This is a genomic window from Streptomyces violens (assembly GCF_000717745.1).
In the GTDB taxonomy this organism is placed as follows: Bacteria; Actinomycetota; Actinomycetes; order Streptomycetales; family Streptomycetaceae; genus Streptomyces; species Streptomyces violens.
In genome coordinates, this window is sequence record NZ_JOBH01000005.1 from 188,509 (window position 1) to 211,859 (window position 23,351).

18 protein-coding genes are annotated in these 23,351 nt (G+C 72.8%); 5 read left to right on the forward strand and 13 right to left on the reverse strand.

Features of this window, described 5'->3' with window-relative positions:
* Window positions 1–57: 57 nt before the first annotated feature.
* Window positions 58–1,446: an NsdA family TPR-like regulatory protein gene (locus tag IF04_RS0111545; RefSeq protein WP_030254365.1), complete on the reverse strand. Its 1,389-nt coding sequence runs from the start codon at window positions 1,444–1,446 to the stop codon at window positions 58–60.
* Window positions 1,447–1,779: 333 nt separating this feature from the next.
* Here IF04_RS0111545 and IF04_RS0111550 point away from each other — a divergent pair, with 333 nt between their 5' ends.
* The 3 genes from IF04_RS0111550 to IF04_RS0111560 all read left to right on the forward strand — a co-directional run bounded on the left by IF04_RS0111550 (window position 1,780) and on the right by IF04_RS0111560 (window position 5,313).
* Entirely contained in the window at window positions 1,780–2,457 is a 678-nt protein-coding gene (locus IF04_RS0111550) for a bifunctional DNA primase/polymerase (RefSeq protein WP_030254368.1), read from the forward strand.
* A gap of 391 nt (window positions 2,458–2,848) precedes the next feature.
* Window positions 2,849–3,673 (forward strand): ABC transporter ATP-binding protein, encoded by an 825-nt coding sequence (locus tag IF04_RS0111555; RefSeq protein ID WP_051831124.1) that lies wholly within the window; start codon window positions 2,849–2,851, stop codon window positions 3,671–3,673.
* Window positions 3,670–5,313 (forward strand): hypothetical protein, encoded by a 1,644-nt coding sequence (locus tag IF04_RS0111560; protein ID WP_030254374.1) that lies wholly within the window; start codon window positions 3,670–3,672, stop codon window positions 5,311–5,313. Before IF04_RS0111555 ends, IF04_RS0111560 begins: the two co-directional genes overlap by 4 nt.
* Before the next feature lie 115 nt (window positions 5,314–5,428).
* On the opposite strand, the gene IF04_RS0111565 is transcribed toward IF04_RS0111560, so the two are convergent.
* Both IF04_RS0111565 and IF04_RS0111570 read right to left on the reverse strand, forming a co-directional pair.
* Complete coding sequence (locus tag IF04_RS0111565; protein WP_030254376.1) at window positions 5,429–6,310, reverse strand: alpha/beta fold hydrolase; 882 nt, start codon at window positions 6,308–6,310, stop codon at window positions 5,429–5,431.
* A gap of 771 nt (window positions 6,311–7,081) precedes the next feature.
* On the reverse strand, window positions 7,082–7,774 hold the full coding sequence (locus tag IF04_RS0111570; protein ID WP_030254379.1) for an iron-dependent transcriptional repressor DtxR: 693 nt from the start codon (window positions 7,772–7,774) through the stop codon (window positions 7,082–7,084).
* A 289-nt stretch (window positions 7,775–8,063) separates the two neighbouring features.
* Between IF04_RS0111570 and IF04_RS0111575 the strand changes: the two genes are divergently transcribed.
* Complete coding sequence (locus IF04_RS0111575) at window positions 8,064–8,828, forward strand: SIS domain-containing protein (protein WP_030254381.1); 765 nt, start codon at window positions 8,064–8,066, stop codon at window positions 8,826–8,828.
* A 67-nt stretch (window positions 8,829–8,895) separates the two neighbouring features.
* On the opposite strand, the gene IF04_RS0111580 is transcribed toward IF04_RS0111575, so the two are convergent.
* Together IF04_RS0111580 and pdxH are read right to left on the reverse strand one after the other, a co-directional pair.
* Complete coding sequence (locus tag IF04_RS0111580) at window positions 8,896–10,251, reverse strand: PAS domain-containing protein (RefSeq protein WP_037959190.1); 1,356 nt, start codon at window positions 10,249–10,251, stop codon at window positions 8,896–8,898.
* 546 nt (window positions 10,252–10,797) lie between these two features.
* Window positions 10,798–11,478 (reverse strand): pyridoxamine 5'-phosphate oxidase, encoded by a 681-nt coding sequence (gene pdxH / locus IF04_RS0111585; protein WP_245654370.1) that lies wholly within the window; start codon window positions 11,476–11,478, stop codon window positions 10,798–10,800.
* Between the two features lie 408 nt (window positions 11,479–11,886).
* Here pdxH and IF04_RS0111590 point away from each other — a divergent pair, with 408 nt between their 5' ends.
* Entirely contained in the window at window positions 11,887–12,990 is a 1,104-nt protein-coding gene (locus IF04_RS0111590) for a citrate synthase 2 (RefSeq protein WP_030254390.1), read from the forward strand.
* A gap of 33 nt (window positions 12,991–13,023) precedes the next feature.
* Here IF04_RS0111590 and IF04_RS0111595 read toward each other — a convergent pair whose 3' ends face one another.
* From IF04_RS0111595 to IF04_RS0111630, 8 genes are all read right to left on the reverse strand, one after another.
* Complete coding sequence (locus IF04_RS0111595; RefSeq protein ID WP_030254393.1) at window positions 13,024–13,626, reverse strand: TetR/AcrR family transcriptional regulator; 603 nt, start codon at window positions 13,624–13,626, stop codon at window positions 13,024–13,026.
* Window positions 13,614–14,366: an enoyl-CoA hydratase family protein gene (locus tag IF04_RS0111600; RefSeq protein WP_030254396.1), complete on the reverse strand. Its 753-nt coding sequence runs from the start codon at window positions 14,364–14,366 to the stop codon at window positions 13,614–13,616. Before IF04_RS0111600 ends, IF04_RS0111595 begins: the two co-directional genes overlap by 13 nt.
* A complete protein-coding gene (locus IF04_RS0111605; RefSeq protein WP_030254399.1) occupies window positions 14,363–15,940 on the reverse strand; it encodes an AMP-binding protein in 1,578 nt (525 codons plus the stop codon). The genes IF04_RS0111600 and IF04_RS0111605 overlap by 4 nt, the downstream gene beginning before the upstream one ends.
* Before the next feature lie 93 nt (window positions 15,941–16,033).
* Window positions 16,034–17,197, reverse strand: coding sequence for an acyl-CoA dehydrogenase family protein (locus IF04_RS0111610; RefSeq protein ID WP_030254402.1), 1,164 nt, complete (start codon window positions 17,195–17,197; stop codon window positions 16,034–16,036).
* A gap of 49 nt (window positions 17,198–17,246) precedes the next feature.
* Window positions 17,247–19,088, reverse strand: a complete 1,842-nt coding sequence (locus tag IF04_RS0111615) for an acetyl/propionyl/methylcrotonyl-CoA carboxylase subunit alpha (RefSeq protein ID WP_030254405.1) — start codon at window positions 19,086–19,088, stop codon at window positions 17,247–17,249.
* A 7-nt stretch (window positions 19,089–19,095) separates the two neighbouring features.
* Window positions 19,096–20,694: an acyl-CoA carboxylase subunit beta gene (locus IF04_RS0111620; protein ID WP_030254408.1), complete on the reverse strand. Its 1,599-nt coding sequence runs from the start codon at window positions 20,692–20,694 to the stop codon at window positions 19,096–19,098.
* Window positions 20,691–22,400 (reverse strand): acyclic terpene utilization AtuA family protein, encoded by a 1,710-nt coding sequence (locus IF04_RS0111625; RefSeq protein ID WP_030254411.1) that lies wholly within the window; start codon window positions 22,398–22,400, stop codon window positions 20,691–20,693. Before IF04_RS0111625 ends, IF04_RS0111620 begins: the two co-directional genes overlap by 4 nt.
* On the reverse strand, window positions 22,397–23,212 hold the full coding sequence (locus IF04_RS0111630) for a TIGR03084 family metal-binding protein (protein WP_030254414.1): 816 nt from the start codon (window positions 23,210–23,212) through the stop codon (window positions 22,397–22,399). Before IF04_RS0111630 ends, IF04_RS0111625 begins: the two co-directional genes overlap by 4 nt.
* Between the last annotated feature and the right edge of the window lie 139 nt (window positions 23,213–23,351).

Consider the following 23,351-nt stretch of genomic DNA (forward strand, 5'->3'; position numbering starts at 1 on the left):
CGGCCGACAGACACCGGCCGAATGTCACCCGGGGCGGGCCGCCCCGGGTCCGTACCGTCACGCCGCCCGCAGCTCCAGCCGCGCGGCGAACTCCCGCACCACCGCCTCCTCCCGGTACGGCTCCAGGCGCTCCTGGAAGTCCTCCAGATACTCCGTGCCGCGCGAGGAGCGCAGCCCGCTCAGCAACTCGGCCGCCTGCGTGCCCGTATGACACGCCTGCTCGATCTCGCGCTGCTGCACCTGCGCGCTCGCCAGCAGTACGAGCCCGATCGCGCGCCGCCGCGCCCGGCTCTCGGGGTGCCCGGCGAGCGCCTGCTCGGCCTGCTGCCGGGCAGCCGCCGCCTGCCCCAAGTCGCGGTGGCAGTGCGCCAGTTCGTCGGCGAGATAGGCGGGGTCGAAGTGACCGATCCACGCCGGGTCGTCGCCCGCGTCCGTACCGGACTCGGCCCGCTCCATCGCGCTGACCGCGCGCCCGGCCACGGACTGGAACGCCCGGGTGTCCCCCATCAGCGCGTGCCCGCGCGCCTCCGCCGCGCAGAACATCGCCTCGGCGCGCGGCGTCACGTGCCCGCGGGTGCCTTCCTGTGCCGCGCGCGCGAGTTGCGCGATCTCCCGGGGGTTGCCGAGCGAGGCGGCGAGGTGGCTCATGCTGGCGGCGAGCACGTACCCGCCGTAACCACGGTCGCCGGCCGCCTGTGCCAGGCGCAGCGCCTGGATGTAGTACCGCTGGGCCAGTCCGGGCTGGCCCGTGTCGACCGCCATGTAACCGCCCAGCTCGGTCAACCGGGCTACCGCGGCGAACAGTTCGCGCCCCACAGACTCCCGGTACGTGCCCGCGAGCAGCCCGGAGACCACGCTGTTGAGGTAGTGCACGACGACCGGGCGGACGTGCCCGCTGCCGTACTGGTGGTCCAGTTCGCTGAGCGCGGTCGTCATGGCGCGGACCGCCTCGACGTCCGAACGGCCCACGCGGGCACCGGCGTTGCGCGCGACCTGGGTGTCGGCGCCGGTGATCAGCCAGTCCCGGCTCGGCTCGACCAGCGCCGAGGCGGCGACGGTCGAGCCGCTGAGAAAGTCGCGGCGGCCCACGTCACTCCGCCACAGCTCACAAACCTGCTCTATCGCACCGAGGACGGTGGGCGAGAACTGCAGCCCGACACCGGAGGCGAGGTTCTTGCCGTCGGCCATGCCGATCTCGTCGATCGTGACCGTGCGGCCCAGCTTGCGACCGAGTGCCTCGGCGATGATCGCGGGCGCCCGGCCGCGGGGTTGCTGGCCGCGCAGCCAGCGGGCAACGGACGTCTTGTCGTAGCGCAGGTCCAGGCCGTGCTCGGCACCGCAGACGTTCACGCGGCGGGCGAGCCCGGCGTTGGAACAGGCAGCTTCCTGGATGAGCGCCTGCAGCCGTTCGTTCGGCTGCCGCGCGACGAGTGGCCTGGCGGCCATGCTGTACCCCCTGTGTACTGCGGCGCGTTCACCGTCGAACGCCGTCCCCGTCCATCATTTCCCGCCCATACCCGCGATATCCGCTTTTTCCGCCGCTACCGCGTGACATAAGCGATACTCACCAAATGCCGGACCAGCCCCCTTAACCGCTCACCGCCGACCGCTGCCGGACGGCCTTCCCGCCCCGTCACGCAAGTGGCTACCCAGCCTCCGCCGCACGGCCTCGCACGCGCCCCCGCCCGTGCATCCATGCGCCCCACGTGCAAGAACGTTGCGCCGTGCCGTGCCACTTGTTGGCCGTAACCCTTGGTGACAGCGGAAGTTGTCCCGTTCGTGGAACAGAGCAGCGGAGTCACAGGAGCCCCACAGGTCCCCCAGCAGCGCGGTGAGCGGCTGCTCGACATTGCGGTGCGTTACGCGGCGGAACGCCACTGGGACGTACTCCCCGGCGCATGGCTGGAAGACGACGGTGCGGCAACGTACTGTTCCTGCGGCGCCCGTGACTGCCGGACCCCCGGCGCCCACCCCCTCGCGGCCGACTGGCCCACGGCGGCCACCGGCAGTACGACTGCCATCCACAACCTGTGGACGCAGCATCCCCGTGCGGCGATCCTGCTGCCGACAGGCCGCACATTCGACGCGCTGGACGTGCCCGAGACCGCGGGCTGCCTGGCGCTGGCCCGCATGGAACGGCAGGGCCTGCCGCTCGGCCCGGTCATCCGCACCCCGGACCGCCGGATGCTCTTCCTCGTCCTCCCGGGCGCCGCCGCCAAACTCTCGGACCTGGCGCGCACCCCGCTCCGCTCCTCCCCCGCCGCCCTCGGCCTGATCACCCACGGCGAGGGCACGTACATCGCCGCTCCCCCCACCCGCACGGGCCGCCACGCCCCGGTCCAATGGGCCCGCCACCCCACCCCCGCCAACCGCTGGCTCCCCGCCACGGAAGACCTCCTCAACCCCCTCACGTACGCCTGCAGCCTCGAATCAACGCCGGACCGGGGCCACAGGTAAGGCGTCAATCGCGCCCCTGCCCGACCGGCTCCGCGCGACGCACGGCCAACTCGGCCCACACCGTCTTCCCCCGCCCCTCCACCACCCACCCCCGGCACCGACTGAGCGCACACACAAGCGCAAGCCCACGCCCCCGCTCGCAAATGCCCCCCGAGCCGGCCGCGCCCGCAGGTCACGTGCAGCCCGATCTCCGGGGCGGAGTGCTGCACGGGTGGAGGCGGGGCGGGATGGGGGCGGGCCTGGGCCCCCTCCCCCGCCCCCCTGGCTAGTGCGCATAGCAGTACAGCCGTTGCTTGATCATCCGGCTCGCGTGCCCGTCGTCCGCATATCGTTGGGGGACGGCGGGGGCTTGACCGGGCCCTGCCTTGACGTCCGAGGACAGGGGAACCGAGTGACGACCGAAAGTTCGGGTGCTGGGGAACAGGCTGGCACGGCCGGGGCGCCGGCGGCGGTGCGTATCCACAGCCTCTGGAAAAAGTATGGAGATCACACCGCGGTTGCGGGGATTGATCTGACGTTGCCCGCCGGGCGGTTCATCGGGCTCGTGGGACCGAACGGCGCGGGGAAGACGACCACGCTGTCGATGGTGACCGGGCTGCTGCGGCCGGACGCGGGTCAGGTCGAGATCGGGGGACATGATGTCTGGCGCGATCCGGTCGCGGTGAAGTCCCGGATCGGGGTGCTTCCTGAAGGGCTGCGGCTGTTCGAGCGGCTGTCGGGCGGCGAGCTTCTTTCGTACATCGGGCGGCTGCGGGGGCTGCCCGGCGACGAGGTCGACAAGCGGGCCGGGCAGTTGCTGGACGTGCTCGATCTGTCCGCGGCCCGGAACAAGCTGGTCGTGGACTACTCGACCGGTATGCGGAAGAAGATCGGGCTGGCCGCTGCCTTGCTGCACAACCCGGAGATTCTCTTTCTGGACGAGCCGTTCGAGGGGGTGGATCCGGTGTCCGCCCAGACCATTCGGGGCGTACTGGAGCGCTACACCGGGTCCGGCGCGACCGTCGTCTTCTCCAGTCATGTCATGGAGTTGGTGGAGTCGCTGTGTGACTGGGTCGCGGTCATGGCAGGCGGGAAGATCCGGGCCGATGGGCCGATCGGTGAGGTGCGCGGTGACGCGCCCTCGCTGCAGGACGCCTTCCTCGAACTGGTCGGCGCGGGCAGCCGCGCGCGGGCCGGGGAAAACCTGGACTGGCTGGGCGGGGGCGGCGCCCGATGAGCACGGCCACCCGCTCCGTGAGCACGCCGGCCGCCGCCCCGCCGTCCCCGGCGCTCACGCCCATCTTCGTACGGCTCAAGCTGTCGCTCCTGAAGAACGGGCTGCGGCAGTCGCCGGGGCGCACCGCCGCGTACATCATCTCGATGGCCGTCACGCTGCTGTTCGCGGCCGGGCTGCTGCTGGGGCTGATCCTGCTGCGCGGCGTGTCCGGCGCGCCGGCGCTGGCCGTGCTGCTGACCGCGATCCTCACGCTCGGGTGGGCGGCGATGCCGCTGTTCTTCCCGACGGCTGACGAGACGATGGATCCGACCCGGCTGGTGATGCTGCCGCTGCGGCCCCGGCCGCTGATCGGCTCGCTGCTGATCGCCTCGCTCATCGGTGTCGGGCCGGTCTTCACCGTCGTACTGGCGGCCGGTTCCGTGGTCGCCGTGGCGCACGGTGCGGCCGCGGTGATCGTCGGGGTCATCGCGACGGTGCTGATCGTCCTGGTGTGCGCGGCGCTCGCGCGGGCCATCGCGACCGCCAACGTACGGCTGCTGACCAGCCGCCGCGGCCGCGATCTCGCCGTCCTCAGCGGCCTGTTCGTCGCGCTCGGCGCGCAGGGCGTGAACCTCGCCGCGCAGAAGCTCGCCCAGTCGCAGGGGCTGGCGGCCCTGGAGCCGGCCGCGGCGGTACTGCGCTGGATCCCTCCCGCCTCCGCGGTGGACGCGGTGGACGCGGCGGGCCGGGGCGCTTACGGGCGCGCGGTGTTCGGCCTCGCGCTGACGGCGCTGGCGCTCGTCGTGCTGCTGTGGTGGTGGAGCCGCACGCTCACCACTGTCATGACCTCGCCCGACTCCTCCACACTGCAGGCCATCGAGAAGGACAGCGGCCGCAAGCGGGCCGGCCGGGCGGGCGGCTGGGAGCGGCTGCTGCCGGACGGCCGTACGGGAACGGTCATGCGGCGCACGATGCTGTACGGCTGGCGCGACCCGAAGACGAAGATGGGCTGGGCCGCGGCGCTCGGCGTCGGCCTGATCCTCCCGGTGGTCACGGCGGTGCAGGGCGGTGGCAGCGTCTATACGGCGTGCTGGGCGTCGGGGCTGCTCGGGCTGCAGATGTACAACCAGTTCGGGCAGGACACCTCCGCGTTCTGGATGGTCGCCTCGACGCTCTCCACGCGCCGCGACGCTTTCCTGGAGCTGGCCGGGCGGGCGCTGGCGGTGGCCGTGATCGCGGTGCCGTACGTGACGCTCGTGGTGCTCGGCTCGGCGGCGCTGCTCGACGACTGGGCGGCCTTCCCCGAGGTGTACGGGGTGGCGCTGGCGCTCCTCGGTGCGCTGGTGGCGACGGGGGCGTTCGCCTCGGTCCGTTTCCCGTACTCGATCCCGTCCGACGGCAACAAGAACGTCGCGCCGGGGCAGGGCGGGATCGCCTGGATCAGCATGCTGGTCGGGGTGGTCATGGGCGGTCTGCTGTGTCTGCCGGTGATCGGCCTGACCGTCGGGCTCCATGTGGCGGGGCTGCAGGGGCTGTTGTGGCTGGTGCTGCCGGTGGGCGCGGTGTACGGGGCGGTCGTGGCCGTCCTCGGGCTGCGGCTGACCGCGCCCGTCGTCCTCCGGCGGCTGCCGGAGATTCTTGTGGCGGTGAGCAAGGGGTAGCGGGGCACGACCTCGAGAGCCGACGGGCGCCCGTCCCCCCAGGGAGCGGGCGCCCGCTGCTTCAGGTCAGTACCGCTTCAGGTCAGGGTTTGTACCGTCCCCAACGCCCGGTCGCTCACGTCGGAATCGCCGCGTGCAGGAACGGTTCCAGCGCGCGGCGCCAGTCGTCCGGGCGCTCCCAGGGGAGGAGGTGGCCGGCGTCGGAGATCTCGGCGTAGGCGCCGCGCGGGAGGACTCGGACCATCTCCTGGGCCTCGGCACGGCCCAGTTCGCCGTCGAGGCCGCGGACGACCAGCGTGGGGCATTCGATCTGGGCGAGCTCCTCCCAGTGCGCGTCGTGCACCCATGCCTCGCGGACGGCGAGCATCTGGCGGCGGGAGAAGACCGGGCGCCAGCCGTCGCCGCGCTCGGCCATCACCTCGGCGAAGTACTCGCCGCGCACGGGCTTCGGCCGCTCCAGCGTGGGGTCGTCCTCGCCGAACCACTTGCGGACGTCGGCGAGCGTGGCGAAGGGGACCGGCCAGGAGCGGAACCATGCCTCCCATTCGCGCTGCGATGCCGCGCCCAGGGCCGATGCCCGCATGTCGCAGATGACCAGGGCGCTGACCAGGTCGGGCCGGCGCGCTGCGAGCTGCCAGGCGGTGAGCGCGCCCATGGAGTGGCCGATGACGGCGGCCGGCGCGAGATGCAGCTGCTCGATGGCAGCGATCGCGTCGTCCACGTACGTCATGCGGTCGAACGGCCCGTCGGTGGGCTTCTCACTGCGGCCGTGGCCGCGCTGGTCGAGGCCGACCGGGCGGTAGCGCGCGCCGAGCCAGCGGGCGGTCTCCGCCCAGTGCGCGGCCCGCCCCATCAGGCCGTGGAGGAGCAGCACGCCGGGACCGCGTCCGTTGTGCTTCCGCTCCGCTCCCTCGCCGCCGGCCTTGGGAGGGTCGGTGAACTCCCAGGCCGCGAGCCGTACGCCCCCGGTACCTGTCACGTCGATGCGCCGCACCATTGCCCTGGCACCCCCATCCGTCCCTTGAGCAGCCCCACACTATCGAACCCGTATTCGAATGTATCGCCGTCGCTCCCAACACCCCTCGTACGAGTGACCATGCTCAAGGATTGGCCGTCCGCGGCACGGGGAGAGTGTGAGCGGGAGGCGGGCCCTGACGGGAAGAGGGCCCGCGGGGGAAGACCCTGAGAGCTCGGGGCTCCGGGTCTTCGCGGGGGGACATGGGGAGGCGGGGCCCCGGCTGCTCGCAGCGCCGGGGCCCTCGCTGTCAGTGGCCCCCCGGCCCTGCGGCCCTGCTGTCCGGTGACTCATCCGAGCCCCCTCCCCCAGGGGCACGACGACCGGCCGGATGTTCCCCACATCCGCCCCGCCGCCCCGGCCCCAGGTCTTGAACGCAAGCCGTCATATGCGCCTGCGCGTTTGCGACAGCGCCAGGGTGACACGGCGTCGCGCCCACCGCTCGCATTCCGCCAAGTCCGTACTGGGCAGGAAATCCGGGCACGGCTCGGTGCGGGCCGTCGCTCCAGGTCAGTGCCGCCGCGCGGCGGAGGCGGCGGCCGAAAAATTCTCCGCGGGAAGGCGGGCGGCAGGGGGAAGCGGAATCTCCGCGGGGAGCGCGGGACGGGATGTCGTACCGGGTGGGCGCCTGCGCGCGGTGCGCGGAGGCGGCGCCACGCCGGTCAAGCGGAGGGGCGGGGCGCCGGGCCGGGAAGCGCACCGCCGAGCGGCCGGCGAGCAGCCGGAACGCTCAGCGCTTCGCGATGAAAGCGCTCAGCGCTTCGCCACGAAGACGTGCTGCGCGATGTCCGTGGCCAGCTCGGCGGCCTCGCCGCTGCTGCCGACCAGCACCCCGGCCGGCGACTCCGTCACGCTCACCACGGCCCCCGGCTGCACCCCGGCCCGCCGCAGCGTGTACATCAGCTGGGCGTCCGTCTGGATGGGCTCGCCGATCCGCCGCACGACGACGGTCTTGCCGTCGGCGCCCGGGTCGAGGTCCATCAGGCTCAGCAGGCCCTCGTCCAGGAAGGCATCGGCCTCGGACTTCTCGCCCAGCTCGTCCAGGCCGGGGATGGGATTGCCGTACGGCGACTCGGTCGGGTGCCGCAGCAGCTCCAGGACGCGGCGCTCGACCGCCTCGCTCATGACGTGCTCCCAGCGGCACGCCTCGGCGTGCACCTGCTCCCACTCCAGGCCGATCACGTCGACGAGCAGGCACTCGGCGAGCCGGTGCTTGCGCATCACACGCGTCGCGAGGCGGCGGCCTTCCTCGGTCAGCTCCAGGTGGCGGTCGCCGGCGACCTGGACCAGGCCGTCCCGCTCCATCCGCGCCACGGTCTGGCTGACGGTCGGGCCGCTCTGGTCGAGCCGCTCGGCGATGCGCGCGCGCATCGGGACCACACCTTCCTCTTCGAGCTCAAGGATGGTGCGGAGATACATCTCCGTGGTGTCGATCAGTCCGGACATGCGTGCCCCTCGGCTGTGTCGTGCGGTGGCCCTGAACTCAATTCTGACGCATCCCACTGACATCGGTGCCGCGCGCGGCCCGAAGGCTGCCGCCGGGCCCCGGATGCGGCCGGTGGCCGGGGGCCGCGCGCGGACTCCGGTCCGGGCGGGCGCCTTTCGGCCGTACGGTGCGAGCGCCGTATTGACAGGGCACTGGTCCAGACCGCAACGTGAGCCGCGCCACGAGGGCGGTACCGGCCCGGACCGGGCGGGACCATACGAGGAGATACCAGGAGAGAGGCACTCCGCGATGGGCGAGAGCGGGAGCAACGGACTGGCCGGGCAGTACTTCGATGCCGCGATCGACCTGCTGCGGACGGTGCGGGACACCCAGGGCGAGGTGATCGCCGAGGCCGGGACGCTGATCGCCGACACCGTGGCGGCCGGCGACCGGATCTTCTGCTTCGGCGCCGGGCACTCCTCGCTGCCCGCCCAGGACACCGTGTACCGCGCCGGCGGCCTGGCGGTGATGAACCTGCTGGCCGTGCCCGGTGTGGTGGGTGTGGACGTGATGCCCGCGACGCTCGGCAGCGCCCTGGAGCGGGTCGACGGGCTGGCCGCCGCCGTCCTGGACACCAGCCCGGCGCGGTCCGGCGACGTACTCGTGATCATTTCGCTGTCCGGGCGGAACCCGCTGCCCGTGGAGATGGCGCTGAACGCCCGCGCGCTCGGCCTGAAGGTCATCGGGCTGACCTCGGTCGCGTACGCGGACGACACCAAGTCGCGGCACGTGTCCGGCACGTACCTCAAGGACCACTGCGACCTCGTGCTGGACAGCCGCATCCCGGTCGGCGACGCGGAGCTGGCGGCGCCGGGCATCGAGGCGCCGTTCGGGCCCGCGTCCACCGTCGTCACCAGCGCGGTCATGCAGGCGGTCGTGGCGACGGCCGCCGGGGCGCTCGCCGAGCGCGGCATCGACCCGCCGCTGCTGCGCTCGGGGAACGTCGACGGCGGCCACGACTGGAACGGCCGGGTCATGCGCGAGTACGCGGACCGGATCTTCTACCGGCACTGAGCCCGCCGCCGGGCCCGGCGCCGCGACCGGAGCGCGAGGCGGAGCCGTACTCCCGCGCCCCGCTACCTCATCTCTTCCCCAGCGCCTCCGCCAGATCCAGTGAAGCGGCGATGCGGGAGGCGACCTCCTCGGCGTACGCGGCGTCCGCGCGGTCGAAGGGGCGGCGGGAGGCGCCGCGCAGGAACGTCGCCACGCCCAGCGTCCGGCCCCGGCTGCGCAGCACCACGCACAGGCCGTGCACCGTGCCCTCGGGCCACTTCCGGGCCGCCGCCCAGCCCTCCGGCGTGACCGCCAGGCCCGCGCTGGCCCGTACCGAACCGCGGCGCCGGTACGCCTGGACGGCCGGGTGCCCCGCTACGTACGTCAGCGGGATGCCGGTCCCCGCGACCGGCTGCGCGGGGCCGGGCGCGCCCGAGGGCGAGGCGAGGGCGCGGATCAGCCGGGGCGCGGGCTCGGTCGCGTCATCGGGGGCCGCCGCCAGGTCCGCGTCCTCGATGGGTGTGGTCGTGTCCATGTCGGAGAGGGGCGGGCCGGCGGGCGACGGAGTGGCGGCGAGGTCGACCAGGCCGTGGTCGGCGAAGCCGGCCAGCGCGAAGTCGAGGTGGACGGCGGCCGCCTCCCCCGGGTCCTCGCACTCGGCGGCCGCGCGGCCCGCGCGGTGCAGCTGATTGGCACGGAAGCGCAGCAGCGAACTGTCCTGTTCGGCGCGCTTGAGGTCGGTGATGTCCTGGAAGAGCCAGCCGACGCCGAGCGGGACGGGCTCCTCGGCGAGCGGCGACGCCAGCCGCAGGAAGCCGCTGCGCCAGCACCGGCGCGGCTCCTCGGCCTCCTCGGAGCGGAGCGTCACCCACAGCTCGGTGGCGGCCGGGGGCGCGCCCTCCGCCAGTACGTGCTGGAGCGCGGCCTCCAGCTCCTCGACGCCCTGTACGAGCAGATCACCCAGCGGGCGCCCGAGGACGTGCGTACGCCCGAGGCCCAGGGCGCGCGCGGCGTGGGCGTTGACGACGGCGGGGCGCAGGTCGGCGTCGACGAGCACCACGCCCCAGGACGCGTCGTCGAAGAGGGCTTCGCTGAGCGCGATGGAGCGTTCGAGGTCGATCTGGGTGTGGACCTCGCTGAAGGCGCAGTACACCCCGGCGGGCGCGCCGTCGGCGCCGGTGACGGCGGAGGACTGGGTCCGTACGAGGACCCGGCCGCCCTCCTTGGTGAGCAGCGCGAACTCGTGCACCTGGCGGCCCGGAGAGGTCATCGCGGCCATCAGCGCCGCGTGCACCTCGTCGGCGTCCTCGGCGCGCACCGCCCAGCCGGCCAGCCCCGCGCGGCCGACCGCCTCGGCGGCGGTCCAGCCGAGGATGCGCTCGGCCTCGCGGTTCCAGTGGGTGACGGTGCCGTCGGCGTCGAGAGCGCACAGGGCGGCGTCCATGCCGTCCAGGAGGGCGGCGAGCAGGCCGGAGTCCTCACTGTCGGGTGGCGGCGGCGGGTCCGTTTCCGCTCCCTGGTCGTGGCTCTGGTCCGGGCGGCCCGGTTCCCCGGGCAGCGCGGCATTGAAGTGGCGGGACGAAGCAGTCACTGGCACCCCCTGCTGGACGCGGCTGCACGTGCTGCACGTCGGATCATTCAACTGGAACGTGATGCAGCACACACCCCATTCCGCGAAATCGGTGCCCGCCGGAAATTCGGTTGTGAGGAGCCGGGCGGGTTCCTAGTGTGTGGCGCACACGAGAAGGGAGGTGGTTCGGAAGTGATTTCCTACCGGACGCGTGAGGTGGCTGCGGGCTAGCGGCCCGTCGCTTCACTCAGTGCAGCGCCGGACCAGCGCACGAGACCTGTGCGCAGCCGGCCAATCTCCAGCAGTCACCCGACCCGCGGGCCGCCGGTTCGTCCGACCGGCCCCCGGCGCCTCCCGGCGCCGGGGCAGTGGCCCGCGGGTCGTCTGCGTGTGCGGACGTTCCCGGACCCGGCCGGCCCCTCAGGGCGCCAGCCGCTCCACCGTCCAGCCCGTCTCTGTACGCACGTACCGCAGGCGGTCGTGCAGGCGGTTCTCGCGCCCCTGCCAGAACTCCACGGACTCGGCGGCGACCCGGTAGCCGCCCCAGTGCGGCGGTGCCGGCACCTGCTCGCCCTCGGGGTAGCGGGCCGCCAGCTCCTCGTACGCGCGCTCCAGCTCCTCGCGGGAGCCGACCACCGAGGACTGCTCGCTGGCCCAGGCGCCGAGCTGGGAGCCGTGCGGGCGGGTGCGGAAGTACGCGGCGGTCTCGTCGCGGCCGATGCGTTCGGCGGTGCCGCCGACGATGACCTGGCGGGCGAGCGGGTGCCAGGGGAAGAGCAGCGAGACGGCCGGGTTCCCGGCGAGGTCGCGGCCCTTGCGGCTGGTGTAGTTGGTGAAGAAGACGAAGCCGCGGTCGTCGAACGCCTTCAGCAGGACGGTGCGGGAGCTGGGCCGCCCGGCGGCGTCCGCCGTGGAGACGACCATGGCGTTGGGTTCATGTATGCCGCTCGCGGCCGCTTCTTTGAACCAGCGCGCGAACTGTTCGTACGGAGTGCCGGCGAGGTCTTCCTCGGCGAGGCCGTGCGCGCGGTACTGGGCGCGCATCGAGGCGGGATCGGGGTGGTGGGCTGCGGATGCGGCGTCGGCAGAGTGCACGGGCATATCTTGCAGCATCGGCCGGGCCGCGCGGGCGGTCGGCGGCCGCCTCGTGAGCCACTCGTGGCCAGGCAGTCTGCCCGCCTTCGGTGGCGCGTAACCCTCCCGTTGGGAAATCGCACAGTGTGCCGGATGTCACGCTTCCCCGCACGTGCGGAACCCACCAAAATCATCTGCTGGGACGCTGTGGGCTCCGGACATCCGGAGATATGGTGTCCGCCCCGAAACGCCGGAACGAACCGGTGACGTACCGTCACCGCCCGCGGTCCGACACGGAATGCGGGGACCGCCGGGCGAGCGCGAGCAGTCCAGGCAAGGAGCACAGAGACCGCATCACACGTGACCGCACGGCCCCGACCGAACGGCAGCGTGGCCACGAGCCGACGCGCCGTCCCTAGCTTGAGGAGCAGCCTGATGTCCGACTTCGTACCCGGGCTCGAAGGAGTCGTCGCGTTCGAGACGGAGATCGCCGAACCGGATAAGGAAGGCGGCTCGCTGCGGTACCGCGGCGTCGACATCGAAGACCTGGTCGGCCAGGTGTCGTTCGGGAACGTGTGGGGCCTGCTGGTCGACGGGGCGTTCAACCCCGGCCTGCCGCCCGCCGAGCCGTTCCCGATCCCCGTGCACTCCGGTGACATCCGCGTCGACGTGCAGTCCGCGCTGGCGATGCTCGCCCCGGTATGGGGCCTGAAACCGCTGCTGGACATCGATGAGGCCGAGGCCCGCGACAATCTCGCGCGCGCCGCCGTCATGGCCCTGTCCTACGTCGCCCAGTCGGCCCGCGGCCAGGGCCTGCCGATGGTCCCGCAGAAGGAGATCGACAAGGCGGACACCATCGTCGAGCGGTTCATGAAGCGGTGGCGGGGCGAGCCCGACCCCAAGCACGTGAAGGCCGTCGACGCGTACTGGACGTCGGCCGCCGAGCACGGCATGAACGCCTCGACCTTCACCGCCCGCGTCATCGCCTCCACGGGTGCCGACGTGGCCGCGGCGCTCTCGGGTGCGGTGGGCGCGATGTCCGGTCCGCTGCACGGCGGCGCGCCGTCCCGCGTGCTGGGCATGATCGAGGAGATCGAGCGCACCGGTGACGCGAAGGCGTATGTGAAGCAGGCGCTGGACCGCGGCGAGCGGCTGATGGGCTTCGGGCACCGGGTGTACCGCGCGGAGGACCCGCGGGCGCGCGTGCTGCGCCGGACGGCCAAGGAGCTGGGCGCGCCGCGCTTCGAGGTCGCCGAGGCGCTGGAGAAGGCTGCGCTGGAGGAGCTGCACAACCGCCGGCCCGACCGGATCCTCGCGACGAACGTGGAGTTCTGGGCGGCGATCACGCTGGACTTCGCCGAGGTCCCGGCGCACATGTTCACGTCGATGTTCACCTGTGCCCGTACGGCCGGCTGGAGCGCGCACATCCTGGAGCAGAAGCGGACCGGCCGGCTGGTGCGGCCCTCCGCCCGGTACGTGGGCCCGGCGGCGCGCAGCCCGCGCGACATCGAAGGGTACGAGGACATCTCGGCCCGCTGACGGCCGGAGAGCCGTGGCTGACGGCCGGCGCCCTCAGTGGCCCAGTGCCCCGTCCAGGAGACGGGACCACTGGGCCACTACGCGTTCGCGGCGGGCCGTGTCGTCGCTGAGCAGGGTGGCCAGCCCCAGGCCCCGGGCCATGTCGAGGAGGCCCTGGATGGTTTCTCGTACGCCCGGGACCGATTCGTCCGCGGCCAGGAGTTCGACGGCTATGCGGTGGGATTCGCGGCCCACCCGCGCCTCCAGTTCGGTGACGCGCTCGCGGAGCTGGTCCTCGTTGGAGGCGGCCACCCAGAGGTGGAGGGCTGCGCGGAAGAGGGGGCCGGTGTAGAGGTCGACGATGGCCGCGACGACGGTTCCGCGGTCGGCCCTGTGGTCCGGGAAGAGGGTGCGGAGGGCCTGGGAGCGTTCCTCTGCCACGTATTCGACCGCCGCCGTGAAGAGGTCTTCGCGGGTGGGGAAGTGGTGCTGCGCTGCACCCCGGGAGACGCCCGCGCGCTCGGCCACGACGGAGACCGTGGAGCCCGCCCAGCCGTGTTCGGCCAGGCAGGAGACGGCGGCTGCGAGGAGCTTGCGGCGGGTGGCGCGGCTGCGGTCCTGCTGGGGTTCTCGGCGTGGTGAGGTCATCGTGACCATGATGGCTCCCGGCGTTCGAGGAAGGCCGTCATGCCCTCCCGTGCTTCGTCCGAGGAGAATAGGCGGGCCGACCGGCGGGCCAGGGCGGCAGTGTCGCGGTCGAAGGCGCGGAGCGTATCGGCCGTGGTGAGCTGCTTGGATTCGGCCAGTCCCTGGGGGGATGCCTTGCGGAGACCGGCGAGGAGGGGGGCGAGTGCCTCGTCCACGTCCTCCGCGGCCAGGGTGATCAGGCCCGTACGGGCCGCCTCCGTGGCGTCGAAGCGTTCGCCGGTGAGGTAGTAGCGGGAGGCGGCCCGGGGGGCCATGCGGGGCAGTACCGGCATGGAGATCACCGCGGGGGCGAGGCCGAGTCGCGCCTCGGTGAAGGCGAAGGTCGCGGCGGGGCCTGCCACGGAAATATCGCAGGCGGCCAGGAGGCCCAGGCCGCCGGCCCGTACGTGACCCGTGACGCGGGCGACGACGGGCCTGGGCAGCTCGACGAGGGTGCGGAGGAGACGGGCCAGCTCCAGCGGGCCGTCCTCGGCCGGGCCCGATGCCGCTTCGGAGAGGTCGGCGCCGGCGCAGAACGTGGTGCCGGTGTGGGTCAGGACGAGGGCTCGGGTGTCGGGGTCCTCGACGGCATCGGCCAGTGCCTGGTGGAGCTCGGTGACCAGGGCGGCGGAGAGGGCGTTGCGGTTGTGGGGCGAGTCGAGGGTGAGGGTGGTGATGCCGCGCTCGTGGGAACGGTGAACGAGCGTCATGGGGTCCTCCTTTCCCGGGCGCGGAGTTCGCGCCGCAGGATCTTGCCGGTGGCGGCGCGCGGCACGGCGTCCGTGAACTCCACCCGCCGGATCTTCTTGTAGGGGGCCACCCGGGCTGCCACGTACGCGATGATCTCCGCCTCGGTGAGCAGGGCCCCCGGCTGCCGTACGACGTACGCCTTCGGGATCTCGTTGCCGTCGGCGTCGGTCACGCCGATGACGGCCGCGTCGGCGATGTCCTCGTGCTGGAGGAGCAGCGCCTCCAGGTCGGCGGGGGCCACTTGGTACCCCTTGTACTTGATCAGTTCCTTGACCCGGTCGACGACGTGCAGCCAGCCGTCCGCGTCGCAGTAGCCGATGTCGCCCGTGTGCAGCCAGCCCTCGGCGTCGATCATGGCGTCGGTGGCCTCGGGGCGGCCCAGGTAGCCCTTCATGACCTGGGGGCCGCGGATGAGGATCTCGCCGGTGGCGTCCGGGCCGAGGTCGGCGCCGCCGGCCAGGTCGAGGATGCGCATCTCGGTACCGGGCAGCAGCTTGCCGACCGTGCCGGGCGGCGCCTCGCGGGCGTCCCGCGGCACGACGTGGGTGCCGGGCGAGAGTTCGGTCATGCCGTACGCCTGGAGGAGCGGCGGCAGTTTCAGCCGGCCGGCGCACGCGGCCGCCAGGTCGGCGTCCAGCGGCGCCGCCGCGCTGAGCACGTACTCCAGCGAGGAGAGGTCCCGGCCCGCGACGGCCGGGTGCTTGGCGAGCGCCAGGACGATCGGCGGGGCCACGTAGACCGCGTTGACCCGGTGGGTCTCGATGGCGGTCAGGAAGGTGTCGAGGTCGAAGCGGGGCAGCACGACGACGGTGGCGCCCTGCCGGAGCGGAGCGTTCATCAGCGCGGTCATCCCGTAGATGTGAAAGAAGGGAAGAACCGCCAGAATCCGGTCGCCGGGGCCGCCGCTGAGGACGCCGTCGAGCTGGACGAGGTTGGTGGCGATGTTGCGGTGGGTGAGCATCACGCCCTTGGGCGCGCCGGTGGTGCCGGAGGAGTACGGCAGGCAGGCCAGGTCCTCGGCCGGGTCGATCGTGACCTGCGGCTCGGGCGCCTCGGTGGCCAGCAGGTCGGCCAGGGACCGGTGGCCCTCGGCCCCGTCGCAGACGAAGATCTCCGTCACGCCGCCGCACTTCTCCGCCGCGGTACGGGCGGTGGCCAGCAGCATCGAGACCGTCACCAGCCAGCGGGCGCCGGAGTCGCGCAGCTGCTTCGCCACCTCGTCCGCGGTGGCGAGCGGGTGGACGGGCGTGACGACGGCGCCACAGCGGGAGGCGGCGTAACAAACGACGGGATACGCGAGGGAGTTCGGGCTGTGCAGGGCCAGCACATCGCCCTTGCGGACGCCCGCGTCGGCGAGGGCTGCGGCGAGCCGGCGGGTGCGGGCGTCCAGTTCGGCATAGCTGAGGGTGGTGCCGGTCAGGCCGTCGACCAGGGCCACCCGGTCGGCGTGCGCGACGGCCGAGTGGCCCAGTACGGCTTCGTGGATGGGCAGGTCGAGCGGTGCGACATCGGGGTACTCGCTGCGGAACACCATGGACTCACGGCCCTTCGCTCGGTGGTCGGACGGCTGCCGGCTGCGGCGTGGGGGGCGAACGATGGCTGACGATGTCCCGCAGCATGACGGCAATCAGTACGACTTGGGGAGTCCCAGGGACTGGTGGGAGACGAAGTTGAGGATCATCTCGCGGCTGACCGGGGCGATTCTGGCCACCCGGGCCGCGGTGATCATCGAGGCGAGGCCGTACTCCGTGGTGAGGCCGTTGCCGCCGAGGGTGTGCACGGCCTGGTCGACGGTCTTCACCGCGGCCTCCCCCGCCGCGTACTTCGCCATGTTGGCGGCCTCGCCCGCGCCCATGTCGTCGCCGATGTCGTACAGATGGGCCGCCTTGTGCATCATCAGCCGGGCCAGCTCGATGTCGATGTGGCACTGGGCGAGCGGGTGCGCGATGGCCTGGTGCGCGCCGACCGGCACCTTCCACACCTGCCGGTCGCGGGCGTACTCCACGGCCCGCTCCAGCGCGTAACGGGCCATGCCGAGGGCGAAGGCGGCGGTCATCACGCGCTCGGGGTTGAGCCCGGCGAAGAGCTGCAGCAGACCCGCGTCCTCGTCGCCGACCAGCGCGTCCGCGGGCAGCCGCACATCATCGAGTACGAGCTCGAACTGCTTCTCCGGCGCGGCGAGTTCCATGGAGATCGGGTTGCGGGAGAAGCCTGGGGTGTCGCGGGGGACGATGAAGAGGCACGGCTTGAGCTTGCCGGTCTTGGCGTCCTCCGTACGGCCGACGATCAGTGTCGCCTCCGCGATGTCGACGCCGGAGACGAAGACCTTGCGGCCGTTGAGTATCCAGCCGCCGGTCTCCGGGTCGCGGCGCGCCGTGGTGGTGATGCGGTGCGAGTTGGAGCCCGCGTCGGGCTCGGTGATGCCGAACGCCATCTTGCGGGAGCCGTCGGCGAGGCCGGGCAGCCACTGCCGCTTCTGCTCCTCGGTACCGAAGCGGGCGATGACCGTGCCGCAGATGGCGGGCGAGACGACGAGCATCAGAAGGGGGCAGCCGGCCGCGCCCAGCTCCTCCAGGACGATGGACAGCTCGGTGATGCCGCCGCCCCCGCCGCCGTACTCCTCGGGGAGGTTGACGCCGAGGTACCCGAGCTTGGCGGCCTCGGCCCACAGCTCGTCCGTGTGCTTGCCGTCGGCGACGACCTGGGTGAAGTACTCGCGTCCGTAGCGCTTTCCGAGGGCGGCGACGGCGTCGCGGAGGGCGCGGTGCTCTTCGGTTTCGATCAGGCTCATGCGGTGCTCCTTCGGGCCATCAAGCCCGTCCGGCGATTGAGGACAAACGTCAGTCGGATACGACGGCGAGCAGGGCGCCCACCTCGACCTGCCGGCCGGCTTCGGCGTGCAGCGCCGTCACCGTGCCGGTCGCGGGCGCTGTGATCTTGTGCTCCATCTTCATGGCCTCCAGCCACAGCAACGGCTGGCCGGCTTCGACACGGGCCCCCTCGGTGATCCCGTCCGCAACGCGGACCACCGTGCCGGGCATCGGGGCCAGCAGCGACCCCGGCTCCTGGCCGGCCGTGGGGTCGGGGAAGCGGGGCAGGGCGGTGAGGGCGGTGCCGCCGACGTACACCCGGTCGCCGTACGCGGTGACCTCGTACGTACGCCGTACACCGGCGGCCTCCAGCACGACCCGCGCCGCGTCGGCGTGCACGACCACCACCCCCTCGGCGGCCAGACCGTCCCGGGTGTGCCGGTACCGCACCTCGTGCTCGGTGCCGTCCGGCTCGGTGCGGTACCACTTGACCTGCGGCTGCGAGTACACGTTCCGCCAGCCGCCGAAGCGTGAGCGGCCGTGCGCGTCGGCGAAGGCGGCGGCGAGGGGTGCGTACGGGTCGGGTGCCGCGGCCGTGAGGACGGGCAGGTGGCGGTCGTAGAAGCCGGTGTCCATGCGCGCCTCGGTGAATTCCGGGTGGCGCAGGGACCGTACGAGGAGGTCGCGGTTGGTGACCGGGCCGTGGACGCGGGCCCGCTCCAGCGCGCCCGCCAGCTTGCGGACGGCGGCGGTGCGGGTGGGTGCCCAGGCGACGGCCTTGGCGAGCATCGGGTCGTAGTGGATGCCGATGGTGTCGCCGTCGGCGTAGCCGGAGTCCAGGCGGACGCCCGGTACGGAGAGGCCGTGCAGGGTGCCGGTCTGCGGGGCCCAGCCGGCGGCCGGGTCCTCGGCGTAGAGACGGGCCTCGACGGCGTGGCCGCGCGGCTCCGGGGGCGCGTCGGGCAGCGCCTCGCCCTCGGCGACGCTCAGCTGCAGCGCCACTAGGTCGATGCCGAAGATCTCCTCGGTGACGGGGTGTTCGACCTGGAGGCGGGTGTTCATCTCCAGGAAGTGCGCGGTGCCGTCGACGACGAGGAATTCGACGGTGCCGGCGCCGCGGTAGTCGGTGGCGCGGGCGGCTCTGATGGCCATCTCGTAGAGGGTGGTGGCCAGTTCGGGGGTGAGTCCGGGGGCCGGGGCCTCCTCGATGACCTTCTGGTGGCGGCGCTGGAGGGAGCAGTCGCGGGTGCCCAGCGGCCAGACCGTGCCGTGCGCGTCGGCGAGGATCTGCACCTCGACGTGGCGACCGCCCTCGACATACGGCTCGACGAAGACCTCACCGTCCCCGAAGGCGCTCAGCGCCTCGGCCCGCGCCGCCGCAAACTCGCCGTCCAGCTCGGCGAGTTCGCGTACGACGCGCATGCCGCGGCCGCCACCGCCCGCCGCCGCCTTCACCAGTACCGGCAGGTCGTCCTCCGTGACCTCGGTCAGCGGGGCGATGCCCATCAGCTCCTTGGCCCGGGTCTTGGAGGCCATCGCCTCGATGGCGGCGGGCGGCGGGCCGATCCAGGTCAGCCCGGCATCGGCGACCGCGGCGGCGAACTCCGGGTTCTCGGAGAGGAATCCGTAGCCGGGATGGACCGCGTCGGCGCCCGCGTCCAGCGCGGCCTTCACGATCAGATCGCCGCGCAGGTAGGTGTCGGCGGGCGCGTCCCCCGGGAGACGGACGGCCGCGTCCGCCTCCTTGACGTGGGGCGCGTCGGCGTCCGCGTCCGAATGCACGGCGACGGTGGATATGCCCAGGTCACGGCAGGTACGGAAGATGCGGCGGGCGATCTCGCCGCGGTTGGCGACGAGGAGGGAAGAGATCACTGCTACCTCACATCCGGAAGATGCCGAAGCCGCCCCGTGCGCCCTCCACGGGCGCGGAGTGGATCGCGGACAGACACAGCCCGAGCACCGTGCGGGTGTCGCGCGGGTCGATGACGCCGTCGTCGTAGAGCCGCCCGGACAGGAACATCGGCAGCGACTCGGACTCGATCTGCTGCTCGACCATCGCGCGCAGCCCGGCGTCGGCCTCGTCGTCGTACGGCTGTCCCTTCGCGGCGGCCGAGGCGCGCGCCACGATCGACAGCACGCCCGCGAGCTGCTGCGGCCCCATGACGGCCGACTTGGCGCTCGGCCAGGCGAAGAGGAAGCGGGGGTCGTAGGCGCGGCCGCACATGCCGTAGTGGCCCGCGCCGTAGGACGCGCCCATCAGCACGGACAGATGCGGCACCCGCGAATTCGACACCGCATTGATCATCATCGCGCCGTGCTTGATGATGCCGCCCTGCTCGTACTCCTTACCGACCATGTAGCCGGTGGTGTTGTGCAGGAAGAGCAGTGGAATGTCGCGCTGGTTCGCCAACTGGATGAACTGTGCCGCCTTCTGCGACTCCTCGCTGAAGAGCACGCCCTGCGCGTTGGCGAGGATGCCGACCGGGTAGCCGTGCAGCCGCGCCCACCCGGTCGTGAGCGACGGCCCGTACAGCGGCTTGAACTCGTCGAAGTCCGAGCCGTCGACGAGCCGGGCGATGACCTCGCGCGGGTCGAAGGGGATCTTGAGGTCGCCGGGGACGATGCCGAGCAGCTCGTCCTCGTCGTACTTCGGGGGCTCGGCGATCGGTGGATCGGCGTGTGCCTTGCGCCAGTTGAGGCGGGCGACCACGCGGCGGGCCTGGCGCAGCGCGTCCGGCTCGTCGACCGCGAAGTAGTCCGCGAGGCCGGAGGTGCGAGCGTGCATCTCGGCGCCGCCCAGCGACTCGTCGTCGCTCTCCTCACCGGTGGCCATCTTCACCAGCGGCGGCCCGCCGAGGAAGACCTTCGCCCGCTCCTTCACCATGATCACGTGGTCGGACATGCCGGGGACGTACGCGCCGCCCGCCGTCGAGTTCCCGAAGACCACGGCCACGGTCGGAATCCCGGCCGCCGACAGCCGCGTGATGTCCTTGAACAGCGCCCCGCCCGGGATGAAGATCTCCTTCTGGCTGGGCAGGTCCGCGCCACCGGACTCCACCAGCGACACCACGGGGAGCCGGTTGGCGTACGCGATCTCGTTCGCGCGCAGCGCCTTCTTCAGCGTCCAGGGGTTGGAGGCGCCGCCCCGTACGGTCGGGTCGTTGGCGGTGATCAGGCACTCCACGCCCTCGATCACGCCGATCCCGGTGACCAGCGAGGCGCCCACCTGGTAGTCGCTCCCCCACGCGGCGAGCGGCGACAGCTCCAGGAAGGGGGTGTCGGGGTCGAGCAGCAGCTCGATGCGTTCGCGGGCGAGCAGCTTGCCGCGCTTGCGGTGCCGCTCGACGTACTTCTCGCCGCCCCCGCCGACCGCCTTGGCCTGCTCGGCGGCCAGCTCGTCCAGCTTGGCGAGCAGCGCCGCGCGGTTCTCCGCGTACTCGGGGCTCGCGGTGTCCAGCCCTGTGCCGAGCACGGTCACAGCAGTACCTCCGGTATGTCCAGGTGGCGGGCGCGGAGCCACTCGCCCACGGCCTTGGCCTGTGGGTCGAAGCGGGCCTGCGAGGCGACGCCCGCGCCCAGCAGTCCGTCGATCACGAAGTTCAGCGCCCGCAGGTTCGGCAGTACGTGCCGCTCGACGGGCAGGCCGGCGGCCTCCGGGAGGAGCGCGCGCAGCCGGTCGGTCGTCAGCTCATGTGCCAGCCACCGCCACGCCTCCTCCGTACGCGCCCACACCCCGACATTGGCCGCGCCGCCCTTGTCACCGCTGCGGGCCCCGGCGACGAGGCCGAGCGGGGCGCGGCGGGTGGGACCGTCGTGGTGCAGCGGCTCGGGAAGTGGTGGATCGGCTTGCCGTACCAACTCCCTGGTTTCTACGGGTGGTTCGATGGTCATCCGGCGGCCGTCCGGCAGTACGGCGACGTGCGGGACCTCCCCGGCCGGTACGTACGCCGCCTCGAAGACGCCGTACGGGGCGCCCTTGCCGGGCGGGGCCGTGACATGGAAGCCCGGGTAGCTGCCGAGCGCCAGCTCGACCGCCGCGCCGCTGATGACCCGGCCGACCGCGTCCTGGTCCGGGTCCCGGACCACCAGCCGCAGCAGCGCGCTGGCCTCCTCCTCGGACGCCGCGTCGGGGTGGTCGGTGCGGGCGAGGCGCCAGTCCACCTCGGCGGGCCGCCGCCCGGCCGCCGCGAAGGCCGCCTCCATCTGCTCGCGCACCAACTGCGCCTTGAGGTCCACGTCCAGCCCGGTGAGCACGAACGTGACCTCGTTGCGCCAGCCGCCGAGCCGGGTGAGCCCGGTCTTGAGGGTGGGCGGCGGCGCCTCGCCGCGCACGCCACCGAGACGCACCCGGTCCGGGCCGTCCTCCGACAGTCGTACGGAGTCCAGCCGGGCGGTCACGTCGGGCCCGGCGTACCGCGCGCCCGTCGTCTCGTACAGCAGTTGCGCGGTGACCGTGCCGACCGTGACGGCACCGCCCGTGCCCGGGTGCTTGGTGATCACCGACGAGCCGTCCGCGGCGATCTCGGCGAGCGGGAAGCCGGGGCGGTGCACGTCGAGGGCGCCGAAGAAGGAGTAGTTGCCGCCGGTGGCCTGGGTGCCGCACTCCAGGACGTGCCCGGCGAGCACGGCGCCCGCCAGCCGGTCGTAGTCGTCGGGCCGCCACCCGAAGTGCGCGGCCGCGGCCCCGCTGACCAGCGCGGCGTCGGTGACGCGGCCGGTGACGACGATCTCGGCACCGGCCCGCAGGCACTCCGCGATACCTCCGCCACCGAGGTAGGCGTTGGCGGTCAGGGTGCCGGCGGGCCAGCCGGGTCTGGCGAGCAGGTCGTCGCCCTCGACGTGCGCCACGCGCACAGGGACGCCGACCTTCTCCGCCAACTCCCTTACCGCGTCGGCGAGTCCGGCCGGGTTCAGGCCGCCCGCGTTGGTGACGATCCGTACGCCGCGCTCGGCCGCCAGCCCGAGGCCGGTCTCCAGCTGCCGCAGGAAGGTCTTCGCGTAGCCGCGGCCCGGGTCCTTCAGGCGGTCCCGACCCAGGATGAGCATGGTGAGTTCGGCGAGGTAGTCGCCGGTGAGGATGTCGAGGGGGCCGCCGGTGAGCATCTCCTCCAGCGCGCCGAAGCGGTCGCCGTAGAAGCCGGAGGCGTTACCTATGCGCAGGGGTGCGGTGGGTGCCGGGGTCACGCGGTGGGTCCCTTCGAGGTGGCGGCCGACCGGGGGCTGCGGCCCGGGCCCGGCGGCCCGGCGAACGCCTGGGCGATGCCCAGCCACCGCTCGGCCTCCGCGCCCTCGGCCCGTACGTCCACGTCGTCGCGGTGCGCCCGCTGCGTGACCAGCAGACAGAACCCGAGTGCGTCGCCGGTCACCCGCTGCGCCGCGTCCTCGGGGCCGTACGTCCACACCCCGCCGTCCGGGCCCGGCGCCCGCAGCTCGACGCGGAACTCCTCCTCCGGGGGCGTGAGTCCGTGCGCCAGGAAGGCGAAGTTCCGTGCGCGTACGCCGATATGGGCGACGTGCCGCAGCCGGGCGGTGGGCTCCCGTACGACGCCGAGCGCGTCGGCGACGTCCTGGCCGTGTGCCCAGGTCTCCATCAGCCGGGCGGTCGCCATCGAGGTGATGCTCATCGGCGGGCCGAACCACGGCAGCCGGCCGCCGGTGTACGCGGCGAGCGCGTCGTGCAGCGCGTCGCGGCCCGCGCGCCAGTGGGCCAGCAGCTCGGCGGGCGGCCGGCGGGCCCCTTCCTCGGCGCCTTCGTCGACGAAGGTGTCCGGGGAGGCGAGCGCCGCCTCGGCGGCGCGCCGGAAGCCGTCCGGGTCGGTGGCCGCGAGCAGCGCCTGCTGGTCGGTCCAGGCGAGGTGGGCGATCTGGTGGGCGATCGTCCAGCCGGCGGCGGGCGTCGGCGTCGCCCAGCGGTCCGCGGCGAGCGGCCCCACGAGGGCGTCCAGCGCCTGGCCCTCCGCGCGCAGGTCGGCGAGCACCGGGCTCGGGTCGGACACGCTGCACTCCCCTCATCGGGCCCGACTCACAGGCGGACGGGCCGCGTTGACGTGTGTGGTGCGGCTACGAGAGTGACAGCCCCCTCAGAAACAATCAAGCACGCCTGCATGATTTTCTGGGCCCGCTTTCGAGACCGGA

What these genes read in the sequence shown, in the direction of transcription:
- IF04_RS0111545 (WP_030254365.1), bottom strand. Translation starts at nt 1,446, where the DNA reads ATGGCCGCCAGGCCACTCGTCGCGCGGCAGCCGAACGAACGGCTGCAG.
- IF04_RS0111560 (WP_030254374.1), top strand. Translation starts at nt 3,670, where the DNA reads ATGAGCACGGCCACCCGCTCCGTGAGCACGCCGGCCGCCGCCCCGCCG.
- IF04_RS0111565 (WP_030254376.1), bottom strand. Translation starts at nt 6,310, where the DNA reads ATGGTGCGGCGCATCGACGTGACAGGTACCGGGGGCGTACGGCTCGCG.
- IF04_RS0111570 (WP_030254379.1), bottom strand. Translation starts at nt 7,774, where the DNA reads ATGTCCGGACTGATCGACACCACGGAGATGTATCTCCGCACCATCCTT.
- IF04_RS0111575 (WP_030254381.1), top strand. Translation starts at nt 8,064, where the DNA reads ATGGGCGAGAGCGGGAGCAACGGACTGGCCGGGCAGTACTTCGATGCC.
- IF04_RS0111580 (WP_037959190.1), bottom strand. Translation starts at nt 10,251, where the DNA reads ATGGACGCCGCCCTGTGCGCTCTCGACGCCGACGGCACCGTCACCCAC.
- pdxH (WP_245654370.1), bottom strand. Translation starts at nt 11,478, where the DNA reads ATGCCCGTGCACTCTGCCGACGCCGCATCCGCAGCCCACCACCCCGAT.
- IF04_RS0111590 (WP_030254390.1), top strand. Translation starts at nt 11,887, where the DNA reads ATGTCCGACTTCGTACCCGGGCTCGAAGGAGTCGTCGCGTTCGAGACG.
- IF04_RS0111595 (WP_030254393.1), bottom strand. Translation starts at nt 13,626, where the DNA reads ATGGTCACGATGACCTCACCACGCCGAGAACCCCAGCAGGACCGCAGC.
- IF04_RS0111600 (WP_030254396.1), bottom strand. Translation starts at nt 14,366, where the DNA reads ATGACGCTCGTTCACCGTTCCCACGAGCGCGGCATCACCACCCTCACC.
- IF04_RS0111605 (WP_030254399.1), bottom strand. Translation starts at nt 15,940, where the DNA reads ATGGTGTTCCGCAGCGAGTACCCCGATGTCGCACCGCTCGACCTGCCC.
- IF04_RS0111610 (WP_030254402.1), bottom strand. Translation starts at nt 17,197, where the DNA reads ATGAGCCTGATCGAAACCGAAGAGCACCGCGCCCTCCGCGACGCCGTC.